Consider the following 24550-nt stretch of genomic DNA (forward strand, 5'->3'; position numbering starts at 1 on the left):
TACCAATAAAAGTCAACACCCCTGGGGTGCTTCCATAAAAATGGAAGCGCCCCAGGGGTGGATACATTTTATTCCATAATGCTTTTTAACCGCTCATATAATGAATTATTCAGTTTTCCCTTCATGCACTCCTGAAAGCTTTTATATCCTACCATGTTGCTGCTTACACTGATAACCTGGTTATTTGCCATAAGATTAATCTTCTTTGTGCTTTTGTTATAACTAACAGAATCTATATCCTTCCAGAGAATTTTGGTTTCTCTGGACCATAAATTTCTGTAAGTGATATCTTCTGAACCTGCTACAACCCTTTCATTTAAATAAGATAGTATCAAGTATAGACACAAAGGAATTAAAATTACAGAGAAACCAAAAAGCAGTACATAATCCCTGGAAGAACCTTCAGAAATGAACAAATATCCTAAATAAGCCATCACAGGAAGTCCTATAACCCCTATAATTAAAAACAGCATGTTGTTTCTCAGTACTATATTCCCCTTCTCATCCTTTACAGGCTGCTTTTTAGTACCTTGGTAAAGTATATATAATGCAGCTGCCACCATCAAAGGAATCAAAGCGTTAGGAAATCTTCTCATATGCCACACCTCCTGATTGCTTGTATATAATAATTATAACTAAATAATACCTATTATTCCATATTGAGAAATATTTTTTTTTGCTATTTTATGGATTTTTACAAAAAATATATTAATTAATATGAAAAGAAAAGCCATATTTCAATTTGTATCTACGCCAACCACTCAACCTTCCAATGAAACTTTTAGAAAACTAAAAAAGTACGGAAAAGTCATTATCGAATTTAGTGAACAGCACTTCAGTGCAGCTTATAGAATGTAATAGATAAGTTTGGAGTACCTTTCCAAATTTATGAGGTTCCTGATTATCTGACGCAAAAATAAAGGCATGTCCTAACAGATTTCTGAGCCATTTCCTTAATATTCGTAAAGGAAACTTTATGGTATTCAGCAGATTCATGACATGTCTTTAAATTTTATTTATTAAGGATGTGTACTAGATGTACTTTCTTAATTAAGGAAACCTATAGTATTTTACTGAGAATTTCTCCCGGCAGCCCTTGAAATTCACATAGCTTTTCAGATATAAAGCCGTTCTTTAACAGTATTTTTTTAGAAGGTATATTATTAGGATCAATTATTGCTGTAATTCGGCGTAATTCATGAAGTTTTTCTGCTTTGCTAATAATTAGCTCTGCTGCTTCACTGCCATATCCCTTTCCCCAATAATCCGGACGAATCAGATATCCCAGCTCCGCTTCTAAAGGGTTGTCCTCATCCAAGTCCAACTTTGCTAATCCGATAAACTCCCGTGTGCTTGAAATATATATCTTATAGCTTCCAAACTCCTCATGCCTTTCATTTTTTAAAAGCAGCCTTTCAAAATTATTTTCCGCTTCCTCCAGAGGAATGGCTCTTTCTGTAACCATAGCCATTACTTTTTCATCAGAAACCAAACTGAAATAATAAGGAAAATCCTCCTCTGAACAAAATTTTTCAAAATAAATCCTCCCTGTCACAGTTAACACCTCCAAAAATAATTTATAAAAACCCGTAATTTGCTTCCTCTCCTAAATAATTATCCTGCAAAACTACGGAAAAGCCCGCATTATAATACATTTCTGCAGCTTTGGCAGCCATTTTAAAGCGTAATCTTAACTGCTGGAGAGCCTCTTCAGAGTGTTGAGGAGTCATGTCAATACCGCCTCTCACAATCATCCTTCGAAAGATATCTCCACGAAGATGAACTCCTTTATCAAAAGTTTCCGCAAGCTTTTGAGCTATGGTGGATTTTCCTAAAGCCATTATTCCCGTTATAATATAAATTCCATTTTCAGAGCCTTTTTATTTTCTCCTTTCAAAATAATAAAACTCTAACCTTACTATTTATAATGCAGTTTTAACTGCTTCCTTAGGTACTTTACTTATTAAGCTTCCTTTTATATTTTAAAAAACCAATTATAGCTGACAAGTCCTGTCATATTTATACTATAAAATGAAATTAATCAATATTATCACAAATAATTATAAAGGAGATGTTAATATATGTCACTAAATTTTATTCCATATATACTTATGAAGGGCAGAGGTGAAGAGGCTATTAAGTATTATCAAGAAAATTTAGGAGCTGTGATTCTTTTTAAGCAAAGTTTCGGAGAGGGACCCAAGGAAGAAGTAGAAAAGCTACAAAAAGAAGAATTAACTCAAATCTCTCATTCTGTGCTGAAAATAGGAGAAAACAGAATTATGATAGCAGATAGTATTCCAGAAATCCCCTTTAAAGAAGGCAATCAGGTTTCCCTCTGTCTCACCACAAGCAACATAAGACAAGCAAGGGATATATTTGAAAAGCTTAAAAAAGAGGGAGAGGTACTCATAGAATTCAGCGAGATTTATTTCAGTCCCGGATACGGAATGGTAAAGGATAAGTTTGGTGTTATATTCCAGATTTACACTAACAGAGAGTAATTAAACAGAATGTCTCTGCCTTGTAAAAATTAAAACCTAATAAAATCTTCAGGTGAGAATATGGATTCATACCTGAAGATTTTATTTTATAAACACAAAAAACACCCTTCTTTAAATTTCTATGTATTAATTTTTAAGCTTTTGATAAGAAACAAGCAACCTTCTTGATAAGAAAGCAAATAAGGATTTATGCTATATTATATATCTCTATTTGATATCAAAAAAATCTACATATTATATATCTCTATTTGATATCAAGCAAAACACGTACTATTTATTATATTTGATATTAAAAATTCTTAAGGAAATACTAAAGTAATACATAAAAATGAAGGTGGCGAAAATATGGAATCTCTTCAGAGCCGTTTCTTTAAGCTGCTAATGAAAATAACCAGACAGAAGGACTTTTGGATGCTCACAGGAAAGGATTTTGAAAAAGCATTATATAAGAATTCTCAGCAGGAGCATACACCTCCTAAAGGAATCTATAAAAGCGTTAACGTTAACTCTGATGAATTTGAAGGCTTCAATTATTATATTTTAAGCCCAAAGAGGGGTAAATCTAAAAGGAGAATTTTTTATATCCATGGCGGTGGTTTTGTTTACGAGATGAACCCTCTCCATTGGAAGTTTCTAGCTAAACTGTGCAAGACGTTAAAAATGGAAATAGCGGTACCTATATACCCCCTCCTTCCTGAGTATACCTACGAAGATGCCTATCCTTTTGTATTTAATCTTTATATTAAGGAACTTGAAAAGGTAGATAATCCTGAAGATATGGTGCTTATGGGAGATTCTGCAGGGGGAGGCTTTGCTCTAAGCCTTGCTCAATATTTTAAGAAAAATGATGTAAAGCAGCCTGGAGACATAGTTTTGCTATCCCCTACTGTGGACTTAACGCTTAAGAATAAAGCCATGGACGTAGTGGACAAAAATGATCCTATATTATCAAAACCGGGAATATTAGAAGTGAGAAAACTTTACGGGAACAGCCTAGATCCTAAGTCTTGTAAGGCAAGCCCTCTTTATGGAGATTTAGAGGGATTAGGTGAGATAACTGTTTTTATAGGCACCTACGATATCCTTTATCCTGATACAAAAAATTAAAAGCAGAACTGGATAAAAAGGGAGTTAAAATAAACTACTATGAATATCCGAAAATGCTCCATGTCTTCCCTATCTTTCCCATTCCGGAAAGCAGAGACGCTTTTAAAAAGATTGTAAAGCAGTTAAAAAAGAAGCATTAAAGTAATACCTTCCAAAAAAAGTCACCACCCCTGGGGTGCTCCCATAAAATGGGTGCACCCCAGGGGTGGTGACTTTTTATTCCAATTCAAGTTCAAACTCAATACTGGATAAAGTATCATTCAATACTGAGGATTTTTCATTGTAGTTGCTGTTTAAGAAGTGGGAATAAAGAATGTCCACTACAACCAGCATAGGAAACTGAGGGGAAATCACATTTCCTATGGCGAGATTCTTTGTCACAGCAATGAGAATCATTTCGTCACAGAATTCGTGGAGTTTAAAATCATTATTAGAAGTAACTATTATGGTTTTTGCTTTTCTTGCCTTAGCGGCTTTGAGTCCCTTTAAAATTATTTTTGTTTTGCCGCTTACAGTAAATCCGATCACTAGCGTGTCCTCATCTATAAGTACAGAATTCATCTGCATTATATGAGCATCTACTACGGATTCCACATTCAGGCCAAGACGCATAAATCTTATTTTAAACTCCATTGCCACTATTCCTGAACTTCCAATGCCATACACATATACCTTCTTATACTTCATAAGCATATCTGAAACTCGCTTAAGCTGAGCTTCATCCGTTAAGGTGTAACTTCTATCAAGAAGCTGCTGGTAGGTACTCAAAACATTCTTTTTAAGCTTTCCTACATTCTTTTCCTCTTCATTAAAGGACTGCTCGTACCTATAAATAAATTCTCTGTATCCTTTAAAACCGCATTTTTTCGCAAATCTTGATAGGGAAGCTTTAGATACAAAGAGCTTATCCGATACACTTTGTGCTGAAAAGTCCTGCTTCTTATTGTTATGTATAAAAAAATCAGCAATAACCGCTTCCGTGCTTGTAAAATTGCTGTATAGAGACTCAAGTAAAGGGATTATACTCTTATCATGTTTAGGCATTTAATCTCCATACTCCTTTCGCCAAAAAATCTACTTGGCATTATTTACTATAATAATACCAAATAGATCCTGTTGGTCAAATCTTTTAATACTTTTATTTATCTAAAGCTACATTTATATCCATCCCTATTTCAAACATCCTCTTCCAGGGAGTGTATACTCTGTTTAACTTAAGCTTATATTCCTTAGATATATTAAGCTTATTGTACTCTTCCATAAGAAGCTCTTTAATCATGTTTTCCACCTGAGGCTGCATGTCTTTAAAATCGTAAAAGCTCAATCCATGTTTAGGAAGATAATCCTTTATAACTTTTTGTCTTACCACAGCCTGATAAAGAGCATCTTCAACAATTCTATAAACAAGATGCTTTATTTGGTTTTCCTTATTAGAATTTAGACAAAAGATTCCAGAAGCCAGTACTGTACCCAGGGTATTGCAGTTGGTATTCCAGCCGGCATAAGCAGTAAGCTCAGCTAAAATTCCCAGCCTATCCAAATAATCTATAAGTGTTAAATCTCCCCCGTTAGCAAAGGCTGAATCGCTTAGTATGACTTTTTTCCCATCCTTTATATAACTTTCTATCTTATATACAAAATCTAAAAGATTTCTGTGTGATGTATAAGTTAAATCGATGCCTGAAGCCTGCTCAGGAGCCTCCTGCATATTTTTCCCCGGGGAATTTACAGCAAGAATTATATCCGCTTCTTCAGCAGAATCCACCAACTCTCCTCCACAAACCCTTACATGATACTTCAAGCTTTCATTCATAGGACGGTCTTCATATAATGGTGTAATACCAGGCCCCAAGGTTGAAGCATAAAAAGCGTGAATCTTTACAGTTCTATTTAAGTAATCATTTAGGCATCTTGCTAATAAGGAGTTTCCCACCTCATCTGCACCGGGATATACTGAAGATTTAAATTCCAGCTTCTTTTCCTTTATAAAATCTAAAACTCTCTTTTGAGAAATTGCAGTATATCCAAATTCTGAAGAATCATCCTGAGGAATTACCAGAAAATCTATAACTCCCTCTTCAAGGAGGCTTGCCACACTGATATTCACATCCTCGTTGAATTTCCTTCTGTTTTCGTAATCTGAAAGCAGATTTTCAGGGATATTTATGGAATTTAATTCCTTTTCTTCCCCTGGGGTGATTCCATTTCTTACTTTTTTATCCAGGAGGTACTTTCTTCTGAAGAGCCTGTACCCATACTCACCGTAGTAGTGAGGTTCCTCCTCGGAGGAATCATACTGAGGTGCTCTCATAATGCAGTTGAAGGCATATATCTTTATGTCGGGATTAATTTCCTTAAGCCTTCTTATATTGCTGATGTACCCTTCTGCTTCTTCCCTGGATAGGTAGTGAAGCCTGGAGGGTATAAGGCCTCCATAAATAAGCATATCCATAGAAAGCACCGCATAGCTGCAGCCTTCTGCATTTTCAAATACAAAATCCCAAAGTTCTGAAATTTTCGCAGGTGTTTTTTTGTCACCTAATATATCTGAAGGAGGGGAGATAAGGTTAACTCCTTCTCCTGAGGCTGCAATAAATTCAGGAAATTTTGTATTGCAGGGTCTTTCATCTAAGGGCATAAACAGTATATTCATCACTTTGATAAATTCACCGCCTGATCTAAGGCCGCAGCTCCATCTACCATTCCGTATATACGCATATCTATTACTCCAAGAGGCTTATCTGGAAAACTGCTTTGTATGTCTTTTGCTGCAAATTTAAGCTGTGGTGCTACAAGAACTACATCCACTTCTTCCTTAGTTCTTTTTGCTTCTACGCTGGATAATGCCCAGATTTTTGCTTCTATTCCCTTTTCAGCAGCGGCCTTTTTCATCTTTTCCACAAGGATTGATGTGGACATTCCCGCATTACAAACCAATAAAATATTTATCATGTTACAAAACCTCCTTATATAAATGCATAAATTTTTGTGCTAAAAGCTTAACCAATTCTGCATTCATAAGCTGGTCCTCAGCGTGCATAAGGAGGAGGGAAAGCTCCACCTTATCCCCTGAGGCTTCTTTTTGGACAAGCTCCATATGCCTTTTATGACCGGCAATTAAGTAGCCTTCAGCCTCTTCCAGCATTTCTTCAACAGAATCAAAATCCTTTTTTTCGCACTTATTTATTATCTCCATATAAATGGATTTTGCTGCTCCTACATTAGATATTATGTCAAAGGAGATAAGCTCATTATTTTCCATTTCCATCCTCCTTTAGAATATTTTCTAAAGCTTCCTTTATAGAAGGAACATCGAAGTTCGCTTCTCCAAAGCTGCTTTTTCCCACACAGTAGGAAGCCTTTGAATAAGGAAACATAGAAAAGTCACTTTCTGAATCCCCGATGGATACTATTTCTGCATCAGGATACATGTCCTTTAATGATAACCCTTTTGACACTCCTTTGGGAAGTATTTCTAAGGTTTTATCGGAGGTTTTAACTGCATCCACCTCTTCAAAATTCTCTAAAACGTATCCTCTTACCTTGTTTATTTCCTCCATGTCCCCAATTAACAGGAATATTACCACAGGCTGATAATTAATAACCTCTGTAAAATCCTCTAATATAGTTGAAGAATCATAAAACTCTCTTGGAAAATCAGGATCTCTATCGCTGTGCCAGTATCTGCTGCTTATAGTGTTAAGCTCCACACGCAGGTTTTTATCCTTTATATATCTGTATATTTTAAGAGCTGCTTCCTTGCTTATAAGCCTACCCTTTATATCGTGATCATCCTGCATTACTGCACCATTTTGAGAGATTCTGTATTTTATATTAAGATTATATTTTTGGGCCACATGGATTATATCATGATCTAAACGTCCTGTTACTACTACTATTTCGTATCCTTCTGCCTGTAATTTTTCAAGAAGGCTTAAAGTTTCTCCGCCTCCAATTATTTCATTTCTTTCATCGATTAACGTTCCATCAAGATCAAGAGCTAAAACTTTAGTCATTAGTTACCATCCTTTGTTTATTTGTTATTGCCACGAAAGGCATATATATTAATACTGAAACCGCTAAAATTACCACTACTGTTACCGCTGACATTAAGTGTCCTCCAGTTGCAAAGAAAGCGCTTAATACCGGTGGAGTTGTCCAAGGCACTAATACATAGGTATGAGCCATTACACCTATAGAAGTAGCAAGAGTTCCTATAGTCAATCCTGCAAAGGTAGATAAAATCATTGGAATTACTAAAATCGGATTCATCACCACAGGAAGTCCAAACATTATAGGTTCTGAAATATTGAAAAGTGCTGGCACTAAGCCAATCTTTGCAATCTTTTTATAATCCTCTCTTCGAGATACTATAAATATAGCTATAATAAGAGCTATCATGTTTCCTGCTCCTCCCATGAAGGCAACGGAATCTAAGAAAGGCTTAGTCATAATAGCAGACATAGCTTGCCCGCTTGATAAAGCTGCAGCATTTTGAGTCAAGGAAGCCAGATAAATAGGCTCTAATATAGGGTTAAATATAAAGGCAGCGTGAATTCCTAATCCCCAAAGCAGCATGTATAGTAAATATATAACTCCTAACCCTACTGTAGAGTTAACTATGTTTGTAAAAGGAGTCTGTATAGATTTAAATATCAAATCATTTAAAGGAAGATTAAAGGAGTTTGTTATCATCCTTAAAACACCAAAAGCTAATAAAGTTATAATAACCGGAATCAATTTGTTAAAGGATCTTGCAATAGAAGGAGGAACGCTGTCAGGCATTTTAATAACTAAGATGTCTATCTTAGAAAGCCCTCTTATGAGCTCCACTGTAGCTATAGCTGCAATAAAGGCCATAAACATGGCAGCAGCACCGGTGTAGTAAGTGTTTATATATTCTATTCCCATCTTTCCGTCAAAGGTTATAGGCATCAGTATAAAGAGCACCACCACCGCAATGGAGGGAAGTATTGAAGTATCCTCATTATACTGCTCGGAAAGAGATTTGGCCGTAGTGAAGGTCAAAAGTATTGACATTATAGACATTGTAGCAGGAACTATGGCTGCACCAAGCTCTGTAAGCCCTGTAAAAGGCATGCCGAAAAGCTTATTGGTAAAACCGTTTTCTCCTATAAAAACATTGTTTATAAGTATAAAGAAGGAACCTGCAATCATAATTGGAAGTATTGCTATGAAACCTTCTCTTATAGCTGTTAAATATCTGTTGGAGGCTAGCTTATTTGCTAAAGGAAGAAACAATTCTTCAATTTTATTCATAAACTTATTCATAATATTATTATTCACCTATCCTTTTTATTTCCTCTGTAAATTTTTTTGTAATAATCTGTGGTCTGGTAATGATAGATCCAACCACTACGCTGTAGCAGCCTATTTCAAGTACACGCCTTGCTTTTTCCGGAGTGTCTATGTTACCTTCTGCAATAACCGGCTTTGAAACTGAATTAAGAATATTTTTTATAAGTTCAAAATCGTTTTTATTTACCTGTATACCTTTACTTTCTTCAGTGTATCCCACCAAAGTTGTTCCTATAAAATCAAAGCCCAGCTTGTCTGCATTAACTGCTTCTTCATAAGTAGAGCAGTCTGCCATAAGAAGTACACCCTTATATTCTTTTCTTATTTCTTTAATGAAGTCTTCAAGAGCCAATTTACCCGGTCTTAAGCGGTCCGTAGCATCTAAAGCTATAATATCCGCTCCAGCCTCCATAAGCTCATCTATTTCCTTCATGGTGGGAGTAATGTAAATATCGCTGTCCTCATAATCTCTTTTAACAATACCGATTACAGGAAGATCCACAACTCTTTTTATTTCCAAGATATCCTCTTTAGAGTTAGCCCTTATTCCTACAGCTCCACCCTCTTTAGCAGCTAAAGCCATCCTTCCCATTATGAAGGAGGAGTGGAGAGGCTCATCTTCCAATGCCTGACAGGACACAATTAAACCCTTATAAATATCTTTCACCTTATCACTCCTTAATTATATTAATTTTAAAAAAAGTACTTTTCTTGTGTTTATTCTAAAGGAGTTTGTATTTAATTTCAATTAATACCACTGTTTTAGAAACTAGTTTCAGTAAAATGTAAAGGATTAAGATATTTATATAAAATAAAGCTTATAAAGTGAAAATAGATTCAAAACCTGCAAAGTCCAAAGCAATTACTTTCCAAATTTATATGCACATAACAAAAACTCTGATATAATATATAATAACGAAAATTATCTTAATTTTCAGACTTAGTGTCGCTGCTTTATTTACATGACATATTAAAAATATATCGGAGTAAATAAAACCCAGCAAAGTCAGTATAATTCTGCGCTTTGCTGTTTTTTTTACACATTTTTAGGAGGTGGTTTATAAAGTACGTAATTGAGCATTCACAAACAAGAAAATTATTATTTAATAATTTTAAGGAGGATTAGGTATGATATTTAATTTATCGCCAATTTTTGCTTTAATTCCGCTGGTTATTTATATTATTTTAGCTTTTAAAGACATAAACCCGGTATTAAACGTGGTTATCTGTGTGGTATTAAGTGCAATTATAACAAAGCAGCCCTTTTCATCAATGGGCGGAGTAATCGCTGAATCTTTAGGTTCATTTTTAGGAATGATAGGTTTTATAATCATGATGGGTTCTGCTTTAGGAGCAATCTTAAAGAAAACCGGAGTTGCAGAATATCTGGTGCTGTCCCTTATGAAAAAAATTGGTATAGACAGTGAAAAGAAAGCAATATTAGCCTCTATGATAACTTCAATAGTTTTAGTATCACTTCTTGGTACCTTGGCAGGAGCAAATGCAATAATTGCACCTATTGTTATACCCCTGGTTGCAGCAATAGGGATAACCCCTTCTACCCTGGCAGCGGTATTCATGGGAGCAGGTATTACCGGGCTTTTTATAGGACCTTACTCCCCTCAGGTAGTAACTATATTAGGACTTACTAATATAAATTATTTTAATTATCTCATTGCAGTAGGTCTTCCCGTTGCTGTAGTATGCTGGATAGTTACCTTCATCATGGCAAATAAAATACAGAAAAATACTAAAAAAGTATATGCCTATGAAAATGTTGAAAAACCTGATACAAATTATACTCCAGACAGCAAGGTAAAAAGAGCGGCTCTTTTCTTTGCAGTTTCAATAACCCTGTTAATTATATATGGTATTTATCTTCAAAGCGGCTCTGCCTATGCCATATTAGTTATTACAATAACTGCAGTAATCACAGGAATTGCAGGCGGATTAAATCTTAACACCATATTCGAGGTAATGATTGAAGGTGCCTCTAAGATGATGTGGCTGTTTATCATGTTTGTACTCTTTAATCCTTTTATAACCTTTATAGCAGAAGCCGGTGCCTTTGAAGCTCTGGTAGGACTAATACAGCCTCTTCTTAATTCTCAAAGTAAAGTTGTGTTTTCCTTAATATCAACTTTAACAGGTATCTTCGGTATCGGAGGAGCTGCTGTTGCTCAGTCAGTAGTTATGGACAATATGTTTAAGCCACTGGTTGCCAATCTTCACCTTTCCCCTACATTATGGGCAATGGTGCTTTTGGTAGGCTCACAGATTACCTCCTTTGCTTATCCTGAAGCAGACATGCTTGGTCAAATGGGACTAGCCCAATCTAAGGACATAAAAACTATGGTTAAATTCGGAATAATAATAACTATATCAACAATTTTATTAGTTGTTGTAAGATCCTTTTTAGGCTAAATACAGATGAAATAATCAAGCTTAAGAAGCACAGTATTTTACATATGACTAAAATCAGAAAATATCCGGAAATCACAATATCCTAAAGCCGGCAGTTTTAAAATCTCATTGAGATTACTTCCAAACTAAAGGAAAGGAGCTAATAGATATGCTGGAAAATGAAATAAAAAATTTTATCTCTAATGAAAAAGGCAGAATATCAGTGGCAGTTAAAAATTTAAAGACCGGAGAAACAATAAAGATAAATGAAAATGAAGTTTTCCCCTCTGCAAGCACCATAAAACTTGTAATAATGTCGGAGCTTTTGAAAAATGTGAAGGAAGGCAGGCTTAAATTAAAGGATACCGTTGAAATAACAAAAGAAGATATAACAGGCGGAGATGGGATAATTAAAGAATTAAATCTAAATCACAAGTTTACCTTAGAAGAACTCATGACTTTGATGATAATCATAAGCGATAATACAGCCACTAACATTTTAATAAATCTCCTTGGCATAGATAAAATAAATGCTATGGCAGAATCACTGAATATGAAAAACACAAAGCTTCAGAGAAAAATGATGGATTTAGAGGCTGCCAAAGAAGGAAAGGAAAATAAAACCACTGCAGAGGATTTAGCTAATATCCTTGAACTTATATATACAGGAAAAAACATTAGTGAAGAATACAGCCTCATGATGCTTAACATATTAAAAAGGCAGCAGGTAAAAGGGAGACTGGATTTATATCTGCCGGAAGAAGTGACTATAGCTCATAAAACAGGAGATTTGGACAAGCTAGAACATGACGTGGGGATAGTATTCCTTAAGGATTCAGATTATATTATCTGCGTCCTCACTAAAGATACAGATACCAATAAAGATGGTCGGGAAATAATAGGAAAAATTTCAAAGATGGTATATGATGAATTTAATATATAAAGGCAAGTCTTTATTTAATAAACACAAAACCTTAATTATAAGCTGAGTCATGTGCCACCAGCTAAGCTGGTGGCTTGATTAGCCCTATAAGGGCATGGTTCTGGCGGCGCTACTCGCGCTCTGAAAAAACCGCCAATGGCAAAACATTTACAGCGGCCACCCTCATCGGGTGGCTTTTTTTACTTGCTACCTTTTGCTGGCTCACCCGTGAACGGGTCAATATATTCTTTCATACTTATCTGTTCTGCTATTTGATCTTCTTGTAATGAATTTTGATATACTCATTTTGGGTGGAATACTTATCAACATATGTATATAATCTGTACATGCATTTGCTTCTATTATCTCCACTCCATTTCTTATACATATCTGTCGCAGTATCTTACCAATTTCTGCTTTATACTTACCATATATTATCTATCTTCTATATTTAGGTGCAAATACTACATGATATTAACATTTCCCATTTTGTGTGTGCTAAGCTTTCGATGTCCTTACCCATACGGCACCTCCTATGATCTTTGTTTTGCGATTGTCAGTCGCTTTTATTCTGTCATAGGGGGCTTTTTCTGTTCAGAGCTAAAGGCATTTTATCCACTGGCATAGCCAGTGGTTTTCAAAGCAAACATATAAAACAACACCAGCGTTTTTTGTTGTTGTTTTATTTACCAATAAATTTATTTATATTAAGTACAATATTAAAATTTAAACATAATATTTAATATCAAGTATAATGGAGGATTTTTTATATTTTTATGTAAATAATGTATAGTTAATACATCATTATGCCGAGGTGTTAATATGTTAAAAATAAATCTTAATAGAAGAAATAAAATATTATCACTAATTTTAGCATTTGTAATGGTTGGTTCAGTTGTTATATTATCTGTGACAAAAAAGGTATATGCAAAAGAATATATAATTAATTCCAATATTGATGATGTTTCAAAAGTGCTAATAGATATATATAAGTAAAGAGAATAAATTTAATGAATTAAAAAAAATTGGTATATATTCCCTGCCATATCTGTTAGATGAAATAGATAATGGAAATACTGAATTGATAGAAGTAGTAGAATACTTATATCCTACTGCTAATGAAAAAATTAGTTTACAAAGTGACTACAAGAGCTATGTTAAAGAGCAGAGAAGTAAAATAGATAATTTAAAAAATTTTATAGAATCTTTTAAATAATAATAATATAGGGTATAAAAGCACCTTCCGGAACTTTTGGTAAACAACTTTGATAGGATAGGAGTAACCCTATCCTCTAGTGCTAGAGTATAAAAAAGCACATATAGGGCTTTGCCAGGAAGGCTACATCCACTAATAACTTAAAAGCTCAATGTTTTTAATATTAATAAAAAGAGTAGTCCGTTGCTTAATTAAAGCTAAAATAAATAAAGAACTAGGTATTAGCTAATACCTAGTTCTTTTGATGCTTCTTAACTATATTTAATTATCCTTATTCACATCTATCTACATTTAGTTCTGCAGTTTATCATATATTTTTAATCACCAGTTCATCATAGCCTGTTTCTTCATCAAACTCTCCCTGGAAACTTACTCCGTCAATTTCCAATAGGATTATTTCACCAGTGGTATTTATTATGCATCCTGGGACTAAATGTCCTCCTAAAGTGGATAAATTCTCTCTGGAAAAGGAGATGTGCAGATGAGTCCTGTCTTCTGAAAGAGTCCCCATGAGTGAAACTATCTCCAAAGGTTCATTAACCTCTCTAATGTTCACTCCTCCGGCATCTCTCACCTTTGCCTTAGAAACGCAGCCTACCGCTGATAATACAGCAGCTGCTTTTATTTCTTTTTCCTGTGCATACTCTTTAAGGGATAAAAGAAGATCCTGACCTCTTTTAAGCCTGAAGCAGTGTGTTTTCATAAGGTCTCACCTCTATAAATTTTAATTGCGGATTTATTCTTTTTAAAGATTTTCAGTATTATTCTTAAAGAAAATCAATTTTAATTTCGCTGATGAAATATAAAGAACCAAAAGCACAGATAATATCCTCTTCTCCGGAGCTTTCAACAGAATATTTCACTCCCTGGTCAATGCTTTCAGCCACTATTACCTCCCGGCAGTACCTTTTTGCAAATACCGCAAGTTCCTTAGCAGGAAGAGCCCTTGGACTCTTTGGAGTAACCATAATCATCTTTGCAGCTATAGGAGCAATTAAGGAAAGCATATCCTCAAAACTTTTATCTCCTAATATACCTATAATGAAGGTTATCCTTTTCCCCGGGAAATACTTCTTTAAATTTTCTACGAGAACTGCCACTCCCATATTATTATGAGCACCGTCTCTTATAAAAATAGGTCTTTCCCTTAAAAGCTCAAAGCGTCCCGCCCATCTTGTGTTATAAAGACCCTTATAAATAGCTTTTTCATCAATTTTATAGCCTTTTTTCTGAAGCACTTCTATAGCTTTTAAGGCTAAAGCAGCATTTTCTCTCTGATAGCTTCCTAAAAGCTTTATTTCTAAATTATCATAGCCTAAAGCATTAAATTTCTGACCTTTATAATCAGAGTTTAATGGAATGATTTCTGAGGACTGTACCGCTGAGAGATATGCATTTTCTTCCCTGCATCGCCGCTCTATAACCTTCTGAGCTTCCTGATGCTGAGAAGCAACAACCACAGCGCCTCCCTTTTTAATTATCCCTGCCTTTTCAAAGGCTATTTTTTCCAGTGTATCTCCTAAAAAAGCTGTATGATCAATGCCTATAGGAGTTATTACCGCAGCTTCAGGTACGGAAATTATATTTGTAGCATCCAGTCTCCCCCCCATTCCAACCTCTAATACCACTATATCGCAACCTTTATTTACAAAGTACTGAAAAGCCATAGAGGTTACGATTTCAAATTCTGTATGGGAAGGCTCTGAACCCTTTTCAATTTTATCCAGTATTTTAGAGATATAGGTTATAATCTCGGAAACCTCATAGTCAGAGATCTCCTCGTCATTAACTCTTATAATTTCATTAACTTTAACAAGGTAGGGGGAATTATACACCCCTACCCTGTAACCTGCTTCTTTTAATATTGAAGCTATAAAGGCTGCTGTTGAGCCTTTACCGTTAGTACCGGCTACATGTACAAACTTAAGCTTATTTTGAGGATTACCCATAGAGTCAAGGAGGTTCTCTATGGCATCCAGTCCCGGCTTTGTACCGAGAGACTTTCTTTTATTTAAAAATTCAATAGCTTCTACATATCTCATAATTTACCTATCTTTCACATTTAAATGCCAGCTGATGCTGGATGCTTCCAGGTAATCTGCATAACACCTGATTCCATAAGATTCTTATTGTAAAAATCTGAACCGGTGTCATTATAATAGCCTTAGCTATCCTTTTAGGAAGTAAAGCTACAAATCCCATATCCATTATCATATATAGCCATAATGTATCTAACCCAAGGTTTAATACAAATGTAACTATAACTACTGCTATACTAACATTTAAAAAGCTTTTTCTTTTGTTGTGTAAAAATACTCCATACACCGCACCGGTTAAGAATGCAGTTAGGGTAAATCCCGGGAAGAAACCTCCTCCTGTAGGGAATAATAGTATGCCTATAAAATCAGCTACGGCAGCTGCAATCCCCCCCAGTATAGGTCCAAAAAGTATGGAAGTCAAAGCTATAGGTATAAAAGCAAAGCCTATTCTGACTATAGGTGTTTGAATGGATAGAAACCTTTCAAATATTATAATCAGCCCAATAAGCATGCTGATAACCACCAGATCCCTGGTGCCAAATCTTTTCTTTAAATTTTTCATAATAACCTCCTTATTTTACCACATTAAGAAGGTATTCTCTTTGTGGCAGCGGCAGCGGAAATACATCGCAAATGACAAACCATTTTTCGTCCAAGGGCAACCTCCTATCCCTTGGCACTTTACGCATATTTCCTACTCTGCATTTTTTGTTTATACCTTTATTTTACTTGAGTTACAAGTAGATAACAAGCGATATGTTGAAACACAATGTTATACTTTTGTTAACTTTCATACTTAAAGTAAGTACCGTAAATTTTCAACTTATTATCAATTATCTTTATAAATGCATTATCATAAAGCCCATAAATAACAGCATGCTGTGATGCCTCATGGATGTCTTTCATATGATCTTTACTTGCTGAATCTAAATGAGGCTCGATATTTATGTCTACAAGCCCAATTCCATCATAAATAGATAACTTCCAGTTAATTAAATATAATTTACATACTATTCTTTTTTGCCTTTTAACTGGAATTATAAACCATAAAATATGTATAATATAAATATAAAACATTTAATAATAATATTTAGGAACAATTTAAGTTCGGAATAGTCTTAGATTGCGTAATAAAGATTAATTAATATAATATGTAGACACAAATAAATCATAGAAGTGGGGAACTAAAAGATAATTTTGTTCGGCTTATTGCTTTTAAAGATCATATTAATATTGAAGCAAAATCAGTAGTTTTTCACAATGATGAATTGTCAAATACTTTTGACATGAACAAAACAGGCAATATCAAAGACTTTTGATATAAAAATTTCATTTGAGGTTATAGACTAATAGTGCAGGAGGACATTATATGGAGATTGGAGAACAAATAAAAAAATATAGAACAGAAATGAAGCTTTCACAGGATGAATTATCTGAAAAGATTTTTGTATCTCGTCAAACTATCTCGAATTGGGAAAATAATAAGAACTATCCTGATGTGAAAAGCTTACTATTACTAAGCTCTCTTTTCAATGTATCTCTTGACATATTAATTAAAGGAGACCTTGAAGAAATGAAAGAACAAATCAACAAAGAAGATATTGATAAATTTAAAAATGATGGCAATATCTTTAGTATTCTGCTATTATGTACAATTTTATTGCCTGTGCCACTTACAGTACTCATGGGATATGTTGGGTTTGGAATTTGGGGATTGATTGCTCAGCATCAATATATTATGCCCTTCGAGTTGAAAAATATAAAAAGAACTTTAATATCCAAACTTATAGGGAAATTATTGATTTCTTAGAGGGTAAAAACATGAATGAACTTGAAAAAAATCAGGAGTATGGAAAAAGGCCATATCAGAAGTTTTTATTAGCAGTAGGTGCTGGTTTATTGACAATAGTTGTAGCGGTCATTCTGGGATTTATATTATTATAGCTGATAAATTTCAAACTAAAAATTTTATAAAAAAGATAGGGGTAATTGCTTACTCCCTATCTTTTCTCATCTTAATTTAAAACATTTAATTAATTATAAAGGAAACAATGGAAGCTCCTCTAAGAAGATTATATCCTCTCTCTTTGCAGCATCTCCCTCTGCAAGGATAGCCGCTTTAGCTGCTACCTTAGCTCCTGCTTTTTCTACCAGTCTGGTTATGGCATCAAGAGACTCTCCTGTGGAGATAACATCGTCAATTAAAGCAACGGTTTTGCCCTTAATCATTTCTGCATCCTTGCCGTCTAAGCATAAAACCTGAGGTTTTTGAGTGGTTATGGAAACCACCTCATCTACAAGAGGTTCGTCCATATAAGGCTTTATACTTTTACGAGCAACTATATACTTAGATTTATTTAAAAGGCGGCTTATTTCGTTAACAAGAGGTATACCCTTTGCCTCTGCGGTAATAAGGTAATCCACCTCAGGTAATTTCTTAGCAAGCTCTCCTGCTGCTGCAGTAACAAGCTCACAGTCTCCTAAGATTACAAAGCTCGCAATAGCCAGATTAGGAGCGATTTGTATGATTGGCAGTTCTCTTCTTAGTCCTGCTACATTTAATTTATATGTATTATCCATTATTTTTATCCCCTTTCTGTTATATACCAAGACCTGCAGCAAAAAGCAGCTTCAATGCTATACCGCAAACCATTCCTATGAAAGGATCGGTGAAGGCTGTAACACCAATTGTCACACCGGCCACTATGTTATCTCCTGGATTTGCACCGGAAAAAGCGGCTGCGGCATTAGTAGGAACAGTAACCACAGCACCAAGGATCAATAAAAATCCTGCTATAGATTGGCTTGGCACAAACTTACCTATCTTAGGAAGCATTCCTGTAAACAGTATTGCAGCCATAATTACCATCATTATAATTCCTGAAGTAACAGCGTGAGGTGCACTGGCAGTGGCAGATATAATAGCTTCTACAGGAGCTCCTCCAAAAAGAGAGCTGGCAGCATCAGCAAGTCCTGAATAAATTGTAAGATGATCTATATTTTGTGAAGTACCTGCAATCCCTCCGGTTATAGAACCAAAAGCGATGTTAGCACCTATTGTTAAGCATGCAAGAGCTAATGCTCCTCTAAGAACAGAAAAGTTAAACATAGGTTTAATCATAGTAAGCTTGCCCATTTTCTCTTCAGGAATTATAGATGTTATTTCCTGATTGCAAAGCTTAGCAGCAGCACTGGAGACCACAAGGGAAATAACTATGGTATAAACCAAATTTTGTCCCATAAAGAAATAAACCACAACAGCAGTAGCAATGGACACCATACCTACCAGCTTATTTTCTTTTGTCATATCAAAGGCTACCTTTGCCAGCACTAATCCCACACCTGCCATCATAGCATTTAATACAACATCTCCAGCAAAATCAACTATTAAAGTAAGTAATCCTCCTAAACCAAGGACTACCATAGCAATACCAGCAAAGAACACCATAGAAAGACGCTCGCGCATACTTTTACCCATAGTTCCTGCCATTACTATTGTCTCAGCCTGGAAGGATATAGGAGCTACTGAACCAAGAGCAAAACAAGCAATAGCACCTATTATAAACCCTAAAGCGGTAGGTACTGAAGCAAAGCCCATGGATATAGCTAAAAGACCTTGAGGAATACCGTTTAATACAACACCAATTGCAGCTAACAAATCCTGAAAAAATTCCATAAAAACTCCTCCCTTGATAAACATAACTTATAGGAAAACCCCCGATGTTCATCAAAACATATTTTTAAACTTAAGATAATTGCGGTTCGAACTTTACCGAACTATTTTCTAATTTTAACATTAATAATTCGGTTTTACAAGGGTATTTACGGATATTTTTATAAGCTAGATTATGTAATGTTTGCTTTTTTAAGGACAAACAAGAGGACAACCAGGTGACTGGCACCTGACAAGTGACAAAAAGGAGCATCTATAGATTAAAAATCCATAGTGCTCCTCTTATTCTATATATTTTTATAACACGCAATAATATTTATAAGCCTTATAATATATTGCCATTTGATTCAATTACTTTTTTATACCAATAAAATGAATCCTTTTTTATTCTCTTTTGTGTTCCATTGCCGAAATTATCTTGATCTACATATACAAAGCCATATCTTTTAGACATTTGAGAGGTTCCGCAGCTTATAAAATCTGTTGTTCCCCAAGTAGTATATCCCATAACCTCTACTCCATCCTTTATAGCCTCTCCCACCTGCTCTATATGCTTCTTTAAATAATCAATTCTATATGAATCGTGAATCTTACCATCTTCTGATACATCGTCATTGGCTCCCAAGCCGTTTTCCACTATGAACAAAGGAACCTGAAACTTATCATACAGTCTGTTTAAAGTAATTCTAAGACCGATAGGGTCAATTGGCCAATCCCATTCAGTCATTTCTAAATAAGGATTTTTTAATGCTCCAACAAGACTCCCTGAATCCGTAGCTATATGTTTAGGATCTGCAGACGCCAAATATGTCATATAATAGCTAAATGCTATGAAATCAGCTGTATTATTGTTTAATATATCTGAATCTTCAGGACTCATTTCAATATTAATGCTGTTTTCTTCAAAATATCTATACATATATTGTGGGTACCTACCCCTTATAAGCACCTCAGGATAAAAGGTATTTATCTGTTCCTCCTTCAAGGCCTGGAGCTGATCTTCAGGTTTTGAAGTAGCAGCATAAGTTTCCAGTCTTGCTATCATGCATCCTATTTTAGCCCCAGGCATTATCTCTCTTGCAGCTTTTGTAGCCAAGGCGCTGGCGACTAATTGATGATGCGTTGCTTGGTATTTTATCTGTTTTTCATTTCCGTTATACTTTGATGCGTCGCAGATAACCCCTCCGCATGTATAAGGACTTGTCAGCATCATATTCAATTCATTAAAAGGAATCCAATATTTTACTCTCTTCTTATATCTATTGAAAATTACCTTAGCAAATTTAACATAATCCCCAATAGCTTGTCTACTTTCAAATCCATTATATTTCTTAACTAAGTGAATAGGCATCTCATAATGAGTTATGGTTACAAGAGGTTCAATACCGTATTTCTCTAACTCATCAAAAACCTTATCATAAAAGGCTAACCCTGATTCGTTAGGCTCCTCCTCATCTCCTAAGGGAAAAATGCGTGTCCATGCTATTGATAGTCTGTATACTTTAAATCCCATTTCTGCAAAGAGAGCAATATCCTCCTTATACCTATTAAAAAAATCAACCCCTTTTCTTTTAGGAAAATAATATTTCTCCTCATTATTCATATACTCCATAAGTTCTTTAGAAGAAACTTCTATCTTCATATTGTCATTGCTATGCTCCATTTTTCTATACGGATGCATATCTGATATAGATAACCCCCTTCCATCTGCGTCATATCCACCTTCTGCCTGACTGGCTGAGGATGCTCCTCCCCATAAAAATTCTTTCGGAAAAACTATATTATTCATTTTTACCTCCTGTAATTGATATTTTATTTATTATTTAATAGCTGCAAGCAGCTTATCTCCTGCCTTTACATCATTATTATTAGCAACGGTTAGTACATCTAAATATTCATCACTATTTGTAACTATTATTGGGGTAACTACCGAAAGACCTTCGTCAATAATTCTGCTTCTGTTAAATTCTAATAATAAATCTCCTCTTTTAAAGGTATCCCCCACCTTTATCTTTTTAAAAAAGACATTCTGTTTTAAATTTACAGTTTCCAGACCTATGTGAATTAATAGTTCAATACCATCATTAGACTTTAATCCCATTGCATGACCAGTATCAATCAAAGCGGTAATAATACCGTCAAAAGGAGCGATTATTTTGTTGTCACAAGGATTTAAAGCAACTCCTTTACCTACCATTTCTTTGGAAAAAGTATTATCATCAACCTTTTCAAGGGGAATTAATGAACCTGAAATAGGACTGGATATAATAAAATTACTTTCCTTATCTACTGATGCTGATTTTTTATCCTCTAGTTTCTCTGATTCTTCTGAAACATCCTCAAAGCCAAAAACTAAAGTTAGTCCAAAAGCTAGTACGAAACTTACAGCTACCCCTAAAAGAGCAATAATAAAGTTTCCAACACTTCCATCAGGATTAACGGTTACAGGTAATGCAGCAATCCCTGGTGCCACGAATCCAAAATATCTCATTCCAAGTGATAAAGCAACAGCACTGACAGCTCCCCCTGAAATCATCACTGCATAGAGTGGTTTTTTAAGCTTTAAGTTAACACCATATAATGCCGGTTCTGTAATACCCAAAAGAGCCGAAACTCCTGAAGAAATAGCTACATTTCTGAACTGCTTATTTTTTGTTTTTAAAGCTACAGCAAATACTGCTCCTGCCTGAGCAATATTAGAGAATAAGCTTACAGGAAAAAATCCATTATCATATCCATAGCTTGATAAGTTCTGTAAAAGCACAGGAAAATAAGCATAATGCATACCTGTCATAATTATAAGGGGATATATTCCTCCCACTAAAATCCCTGCTATTAAGGGGAACTTATCAAATAAATAATTTGATGCTAGGGCAACATAGCTTCCCATATAGGTTCCTATAGGACCTATAAAAGCAAGAACTATAGGCACAGTTATTGTAAGGGTAAGTAAAGGTGTAAACACCAGCCTTAAAGTTTTAGGAATAATCCTGTCAAGGTATTTATATACATAGCTCATTAACCATATTCCCAATATGATGGGAAGCACAGAAGAAGCATATGAAACAACGGGAATATGAAGAATATTAAGGAATTTCATAGGTGCTTCCATGGATAAAATACTTGGATACATCAGTATACCTGCTAAAGAAATTCCAATAAATTCATTCAACCTAAACCTTCTTGACGCAGAGGCAGCTAATAAAAATGGTAAGAAATAAAAGGCAGCATCAGAGATAATATTTAAAATAGTATAGGTATCCCCTGAACCTTCAATCCACTTTAAGGTAACTAAAAGAGATAGAACTCCCTTCATAATACCTGCACCCACTATAGCGGGGATTATTGGGGTAAATATTTGGGCTATAGTATCCAATATATTATCCAAGACTCTACTCTTTTTGGGAGCCTCCACGCTTTTCTGAAAATTAAGCATAAGATCTAGTTCATTGAAAACATTATTAACATGATTTCCCAAAATAACTTGAAACTGTCCGCTTTTAAACTGTACACCGGCAACTCCTTCTACCTTTTCCAGTTTTGTAATATCAGCCTTTTCATTATCCTTAAGATATAATCTTACTCTGGTTATACAATGCAGCCCATCTGCTATATTTTCTCTTCCACCTGAAAATTCAATAATCTTTTCTGCTATACTTTTATAATTCATTTTTTACCTCCTTTAAATAAAAAAAACCTAAAAGTATCGCTAAACATAGCGTACATTTAGGTTAAGCCTTTTCAGTAACTCCCTATTGCTTCATTCGTATTCTTGCAATATGTAATATTAAATAGAACTTTTCATTATCAGAATAATACATGTTGTACTTTTCGCCCAAATAAGCATTTATTATTTTCACACATTCAAATTCCTCAGGATATTTTCTCTTTGCAATTGAATACAGCTCCTTCATATCCTCTTCAGGAACCTTTTCCATCCTAAGCTGCCTTATAACAAAATATCTCAGATGAGCCAAAAACCTAGCGTATCCAGGCATATTTTGATGTATCCATCCCTTAAAGTATTTTCTCACAATATCAAGCACTTCACTTAGTATTTTTGTAATCTCCATGGTTTCATGCAAATCTTCCTCATTCATTACAGCATTTACAAAATGCATAGCTATATAAACCACTTCAGATTCAGGCAACTGTATCTTTGTCTCCTTTAATACTAAATTAACAGCATTTCTTGCAGCCATATATTCTAAAGGATAAATATATTCTATCTCCTCCTGTAGCGGACTTTTAAAACTTCTTCCCTGCTGCTCTCTCTCTACAGCGCAGTTAATATGGTCTGCTATTGTAACCAATACCATAGGATTCAGCTTTTTCTTCAGAATCCCTTCAGCAGATTTTATTATATCCCCGGTAACATCTAAAACCTTTACAGGGATATCATTTAACATGTCTACTAATTTGTTTTGTTCCTTTACGGTCTTCGGATAAAACTTCTGTGTAACATTTTTTTCATCAACCTTGTCTCCTTTTTTCTTAGAAAACCCTACCCCCTTTCCTATTAAAATAATTTCTATTCCGGAATCATCTTTAGCCAGTACTATATTGTTATTATAAGGTATCACTATATTCACGGCATCCTCCCCCTTACATGAAAAAAACCAAGAGATGTAATCATATCTTTACACCTCTTGGTAATGCCTTCAAAAGTTACACCCAAGACTATATTAATCTCATTATAACTCTTGTTACAACTTTGTCAACACTATAATGCTAAATTTTCTAAATATTTGTAACTTTATATGTTATTTTGTCTTTTTTTTACAAAATATAGTTAAAACCTTTTACTTTTACTAGAGCGAAAAGGCCCAGGAAAATATCCTGAGCCTCATTTATTATGATATCATTTATTATATTTTTTCATTCTATAACCTAAAACACAAACTCCGGCTAAGCTTAAAACAGCAGTTAATATAATAAGGTTCATATTACTGTTATCACCGGTATCAGGGTTTTCAGCATTTTCCCCAACATTACTGCCGGAAGGGACTTTTACAGAAGCTTCAGGTTTAGCAGGGTTATTAGGAGTTTCCGGTGTAACCGGTTTCTCCGGAGTTCCTGGCTTTGCAGGAGCTTCAGAGAACGTCCATGAATTTGTGTAAATAATTATAAACAAGATATATAGAATTGGAAATTACTACAGAGAGCAAGCTCTGTAGTAATTTTTATTGTTGTAGAATACCACCTGCTATGCGGGTGGTTCAAAAAAGCTTTCAGCGGTGAGTAGAAAAAAAGAAAACCTCCGATATAAAATAGAATTAGGTTTGCCGACCAAAACTAGATTATACGGAGGTGTGTCCTGATGGACAATAGTAGTTTAGCACACAGCAAATATGATTGTAAATATCA

General features: G+C 34.8%; 26 protein-coding genes, 1 pseudogene and 1 riboswitch. Of the genes and pseudogenes, 7 read left to right on the forward strand and 20 right to left on the reverse strand.

The genetic code is table 11. From position 1 onward, the window contains the following. Positions 1-68 precede the first annotated feature (68 nt). From TA89_RS11395 to TA89_RS11405, 3 genes are all read right to left on the reverse strand, one after another. On the reverse strand, positions 69-596 hold the full coding sequence (locus tag TA89_RS11395) for a hypothetical protein (RefSeq protein WP_040213489.1): 528 nt from the start codon (positions 594-596) through the stop codon (positions 69-71). 464 nt (positions 597-1060) lie between these two features. Next, complete coding sequence (locus TA89_RS11400; protein WP_040213491.1) at positions 1061-1555, reverse strand: GNAT family N-acetyltransferase; 495 nt, start codon at positions 1553-1555, stop codon at positions 1061-1063. Between the two features lie 22 nt (positions 1556-1577). After that, positions 1578-1862: a P-loop nucleotide/nucleoside kinase family protein gene (locus tag TA89_RS11405; protein WP_479723474.1), complete on the reverse strand. Its 285-nt coding sequence runs from the start codon at positions 1860-1862 to the stop codon at positions 1578-1580. 219 nt (positions 1863-2081) lie between these two features. On the opposite strand from TA89_RS11405, the gene TA89_RS11410 reads away from it, so the two are divergent. Together TA89_RS11410 and TA89_RS11415 are read left to right on the forward strand one after the other, a co-directional pair. Further along, entirely contained in the window at positions 2082-2504 is a 423-nt protein-coding gene (locus TA89_RS11410; protein WP_040213492.1) for a VOC family protein, read from the forward strand. A gap of 345 nt (positions 2505-2849) precedes the next feature. After that, positions 2850-3611: an alpha/beta hydrolase fold domain-containing protein gene (locus tag TA89_RS11415; protein WP_052447457.1), complete on the forward strand. Its 762-nt coding sequence runs from the start codon at positions 2850-2852 to the stop codon at positions 3609-3611. A 216-nt stretch (positions 3612-3827) separates the two neighbouring features. Here TA89_RS11415 and TA89_RS11420 read toward each other — a convergent pair whose 3' ends face one another. The 7 genes from TA89_RS11420 to TA89_RS11450 all read right to left on the reverse strand — a co-directional run bounded on the left by TA89_RS11420 (position 3828) and on the right by TA89_RS11450 (position 9597). Further along, positions 3828-4655 (reverse strand): MurR/RpiR family transcriptional regulator, encoded by an 828-nt coding sequence (locus TA89_RS11420; protein ID WP_040213493.1) that lies wholly within the window; start codon positions 4653-4655, stop codon positions 3828-3830. A 94-nt stretch (positions 4656-4749) separates the two neighbouring features. Continuing rightward, entirely contained in the window at positions 4750-6264 is a 1515-nt protein-coding gene (locus TA89_RS11425) for a DUF4127 family protein (protein ID WP_040213494.1), read from the reverse strand. Next, positions 6264-6563 (reverse strand): PTS sugar transporter subunit IIB, encoded by a 300-nt coding sequence (locus TA89_RS11430; protein WP_040213496.1) that lies wholly within the window; start codon positions 6561-6563, stop codon positions 6264-6266. The genes TA89_RS11425 and TA89_RS11430 overlap by 1 nt, the downstream gene beginning before the upstream one ends. Position 6564: 1 nt before the next feature. Beyond that, positions 6565-6873 (reverse strand): PTS sugar transporter subunit IIA, encoded by a 309-nt coding sequence (locus TA89_RS11435; protein ID WP_040213497.1) that lies wholly within the window; start codon positions 6871-6873, stop codon positions 6565-6567. After that, positions 6863-7627, reverse strand: coding sequence for an HAD-IIB family hydrolase (locus TA89_RS11440; RefSeq protein WP_040213498.1), 765 nt, complete (start codon positions 7625-7627; stop codon positions 6863-6865). Before TA89_RS11440 ends, TA89_RS11435 begins: the two co-directional genes overlap by 11 nt. Further along, positions 7620-8903 (reverse strand): PTS sugar transporter subunit IIC, encoded by a 1284-nt coding sequence (locus TA89_RS11445; RefSeq protein WP_040213500.1) that lies wholly within the window; start codon positions 8901-8903, stop codon positions 7620-7622. Before TA89_RS11445 ends, TA89_RS11440 begins: the two co-directional genes overlap by 8 nt. Before the next feature lie 7 nt (positions 8904-8910). Beyond that, entirely contained in the window at positions 8911-9597 is a 687-nt protein-coding gene (locus tag TA89_RS11450) for an N-acetylmannosamine-6-phosphate 2-epimerase (RefSeq protein WP_040213502.1), read from the reverse strand. Between the two features lie 461 nt (positions 9598-10058). Here TA89_RS11450 and TA89_RS11455 point away from each other — a divergent pair, with 461 nt between their 5' ends. Continuing rightward, on the forward strand, positions 10059-11354 hold the full coding sequence (locus tag TA89_RS11455) for a GntT/GntP/DsdX family permease (protein ID WP_040213503.1): 1296 nt from the start codon (positions 10059-10061) through the stop codon (positions 11352-11354). A gap of 148 nt (positions 11355-11502) precedes the next feature. After that, positions 11503-12276, forward strand: a complete 774-nt coding sequence (locus TA89_RS11460; protein WP_040213504.1) for a serine hydrolase — start codon at positions 11503-11505, stop codon at positions 12274-12276. A gap of 264 nt (positions 12277-12540) precedes the next feature. Here TA89_RS11460 and tnpA read toward each other — a convergent pair. Next, positions 12541-12778, reverse strand: a pseudogene (gene tnpA / locus TA89_RS18025) (IS200/IS605 family transposase); the annotation flags it as partial. A gap of 299 nt (positions 12779-13077) precedes the next feature. Here tnpA and TA89_RS18315 point away from each other — a divergent pair. Then, positions 13078-13251, forward strand: coding sequence for a hypothetical protein (locus TA89_RS18315; protein WP_156120040.1), 174 nt, complete (start codon positions 13078-13080; stop codon positions 13249-13251). Between the two features lie 527 nt (positions 13252-13778). Here the strand turns inward: TA89_RS18315 and TA89_RS11465 are convergent. The 3 genes from TA89_RS11465 to TA89_RS11475 form a co-directional block, all read right to left on the reverse strand. Then, entirely contained in the window at positions 13779-14174 is a 396-nt protein-coding gene (locus tag TA89_RS11465; RefSeq protein WP_040213505.1) for a PPC domain-containing DNA-binding protein, read from the reverse strand. Positions 14175-14238: 64 nt separating this feature from the next. Continuing rightward, entirely contained in the window at positions 14239-15513 is a 1275-nt protein-coding gene (locus tag TA89_RS11470; RefSeq protein ID WP_040213506.1) for a bifunctional folylpolyglutamate synthase/dihydrofolate synthase, read from the reverse strand. A 7-nt stretch (positions 15514-15520) separates the two neighbouring features. Next, the gene (locus TA89_RS11475; RefSeq protein WP_040213508.1) at positions 15521-16072 is read right to left on the reverse strand and encodes a folate family ECF transporter S component; all 552 of its coding nucleotides are present in this window, start codon (positions 16070-16072) and stop codon (positions 15521-15523) included. A 44-nt stretch (positions 16073-16116) separates the two neighbouring features. Continuing rightward, positions 16117-16214, reverse strand: a riboswitch (THF riboswitch). 665 nt (positions 16215-16879) lie between these two features. Here TA89_RS11475 and TA89_RS11485 point away from each other — a divergent pair. Together TA89_RS11485 and TA89_RS19165 are read left to right on the forward strand one after the other, a co-directional pair. After that, positions 16880-17320, forward strand: coding sequence for a helix-turn-helix domain-containing protein (locus TA89_RS11485; protein WP_341349994.1), 441 nt, complete (start codon positions 16880-16882; stop codon positions 17318-17320). A gap of 11 nt (positions 17321-17331) precedes the next feature. Next, on the forward strand, positions 17332-17454 hold the full coding sequence (locus TA89_RS19165; protein ID WP_341349995.1) for a hypothetical protein: 123 nt from the start codon (positions 17332-17334) through the stop codon (positions 17452-17454). Between the two features lie 93 nt (positions 17455-17547). On the opposite strand, the gene TA89_RS11490 is transcribed toward TA89_RS19165, so the two are convergent. The 6 genes from TA89_RS11490 to TA89_RS11515 form a co-directional block, all read right to left on the reverse strand. After that, positions 17548-18090, reverse strand: a complete 543-nt coding sequence (locus tag TA89_RS11490) for a phosphoribosyltransferase family protein (RefSeq protein ID WP_040213510.1) — start codon at positions 18088-18090, stop codon at positions 17548-17550. 19 nt (positions 18091-18109) lie between these two features. Then, on the reverse strand, positions 18110-19186 hold the full coding sequence (locus TA89_RS11495) for a guanine permease (protein ID WP_040213512.1): 1077 nt from the start codon (positions 19184-19186) through the stop codon (positions 18110-18112). Positions 19187-19508: 322 nt separating this feature from the next. Further along, the gene (locus TA89_RS11500) at positions 19509-20972 is read right to left on the reverse strand and encodes a glycoside hydrolase family 1 protein (RefSeq protein WP_040213513.1); all 1464 of its coding nucleotides are present in this window, start codon (positions 20970-20972) and stop codon (positions 19509-19511) included. A gap of 30 nt (positions 20973-21002) precedes the next feature. Beyond that, on the reverse strand, positions 21003-22853 hold the full coding sequence (locus tag TA89_RS11505; RefSeq protein ID WP_040213515.1) for a beta-glucoside-specific PTS transporter subunit IIABC: 1851 nt from the start codon (positions 22851-22853) through the stop codon (positions 21003-21005). 82 nt (positions 22854-22935) lie between these two features. Next, positions 22936-23775, reverse strand: a complete 840-nt coding sequence (locus tag TA89_RS11510) for a PRD domain-containing protein (RefSeq protein WP_052447458.1) — start codon at positions 23773-23775, stop codon at positions 22936-22938. A gap of 269 nt (positions 23776-24044) precedes the next feature. Further along, on the reverse strand, positions 24045-24317 hold the full coding sequence (locus TA89_RS11515) for an LPXTG cell wall anchor domain-containing protein (RefSeq protein WP_040213516.1): 273 nt from the start codon (positions 24315-24317) through the stop codon (positions 24045-24047). Positions 24318-24550 lie beyond the last annotated feature (233 nt).

The organism is Clostridium polynesiense, from assembly GCF_000820705.1.
Taxonomy (GTDB): Bacteria; Bacillota; Clostridia; order Clostridiales; family Clostridiaceae; genus Clostridium_AA; species Clostridium_AA polynesiense.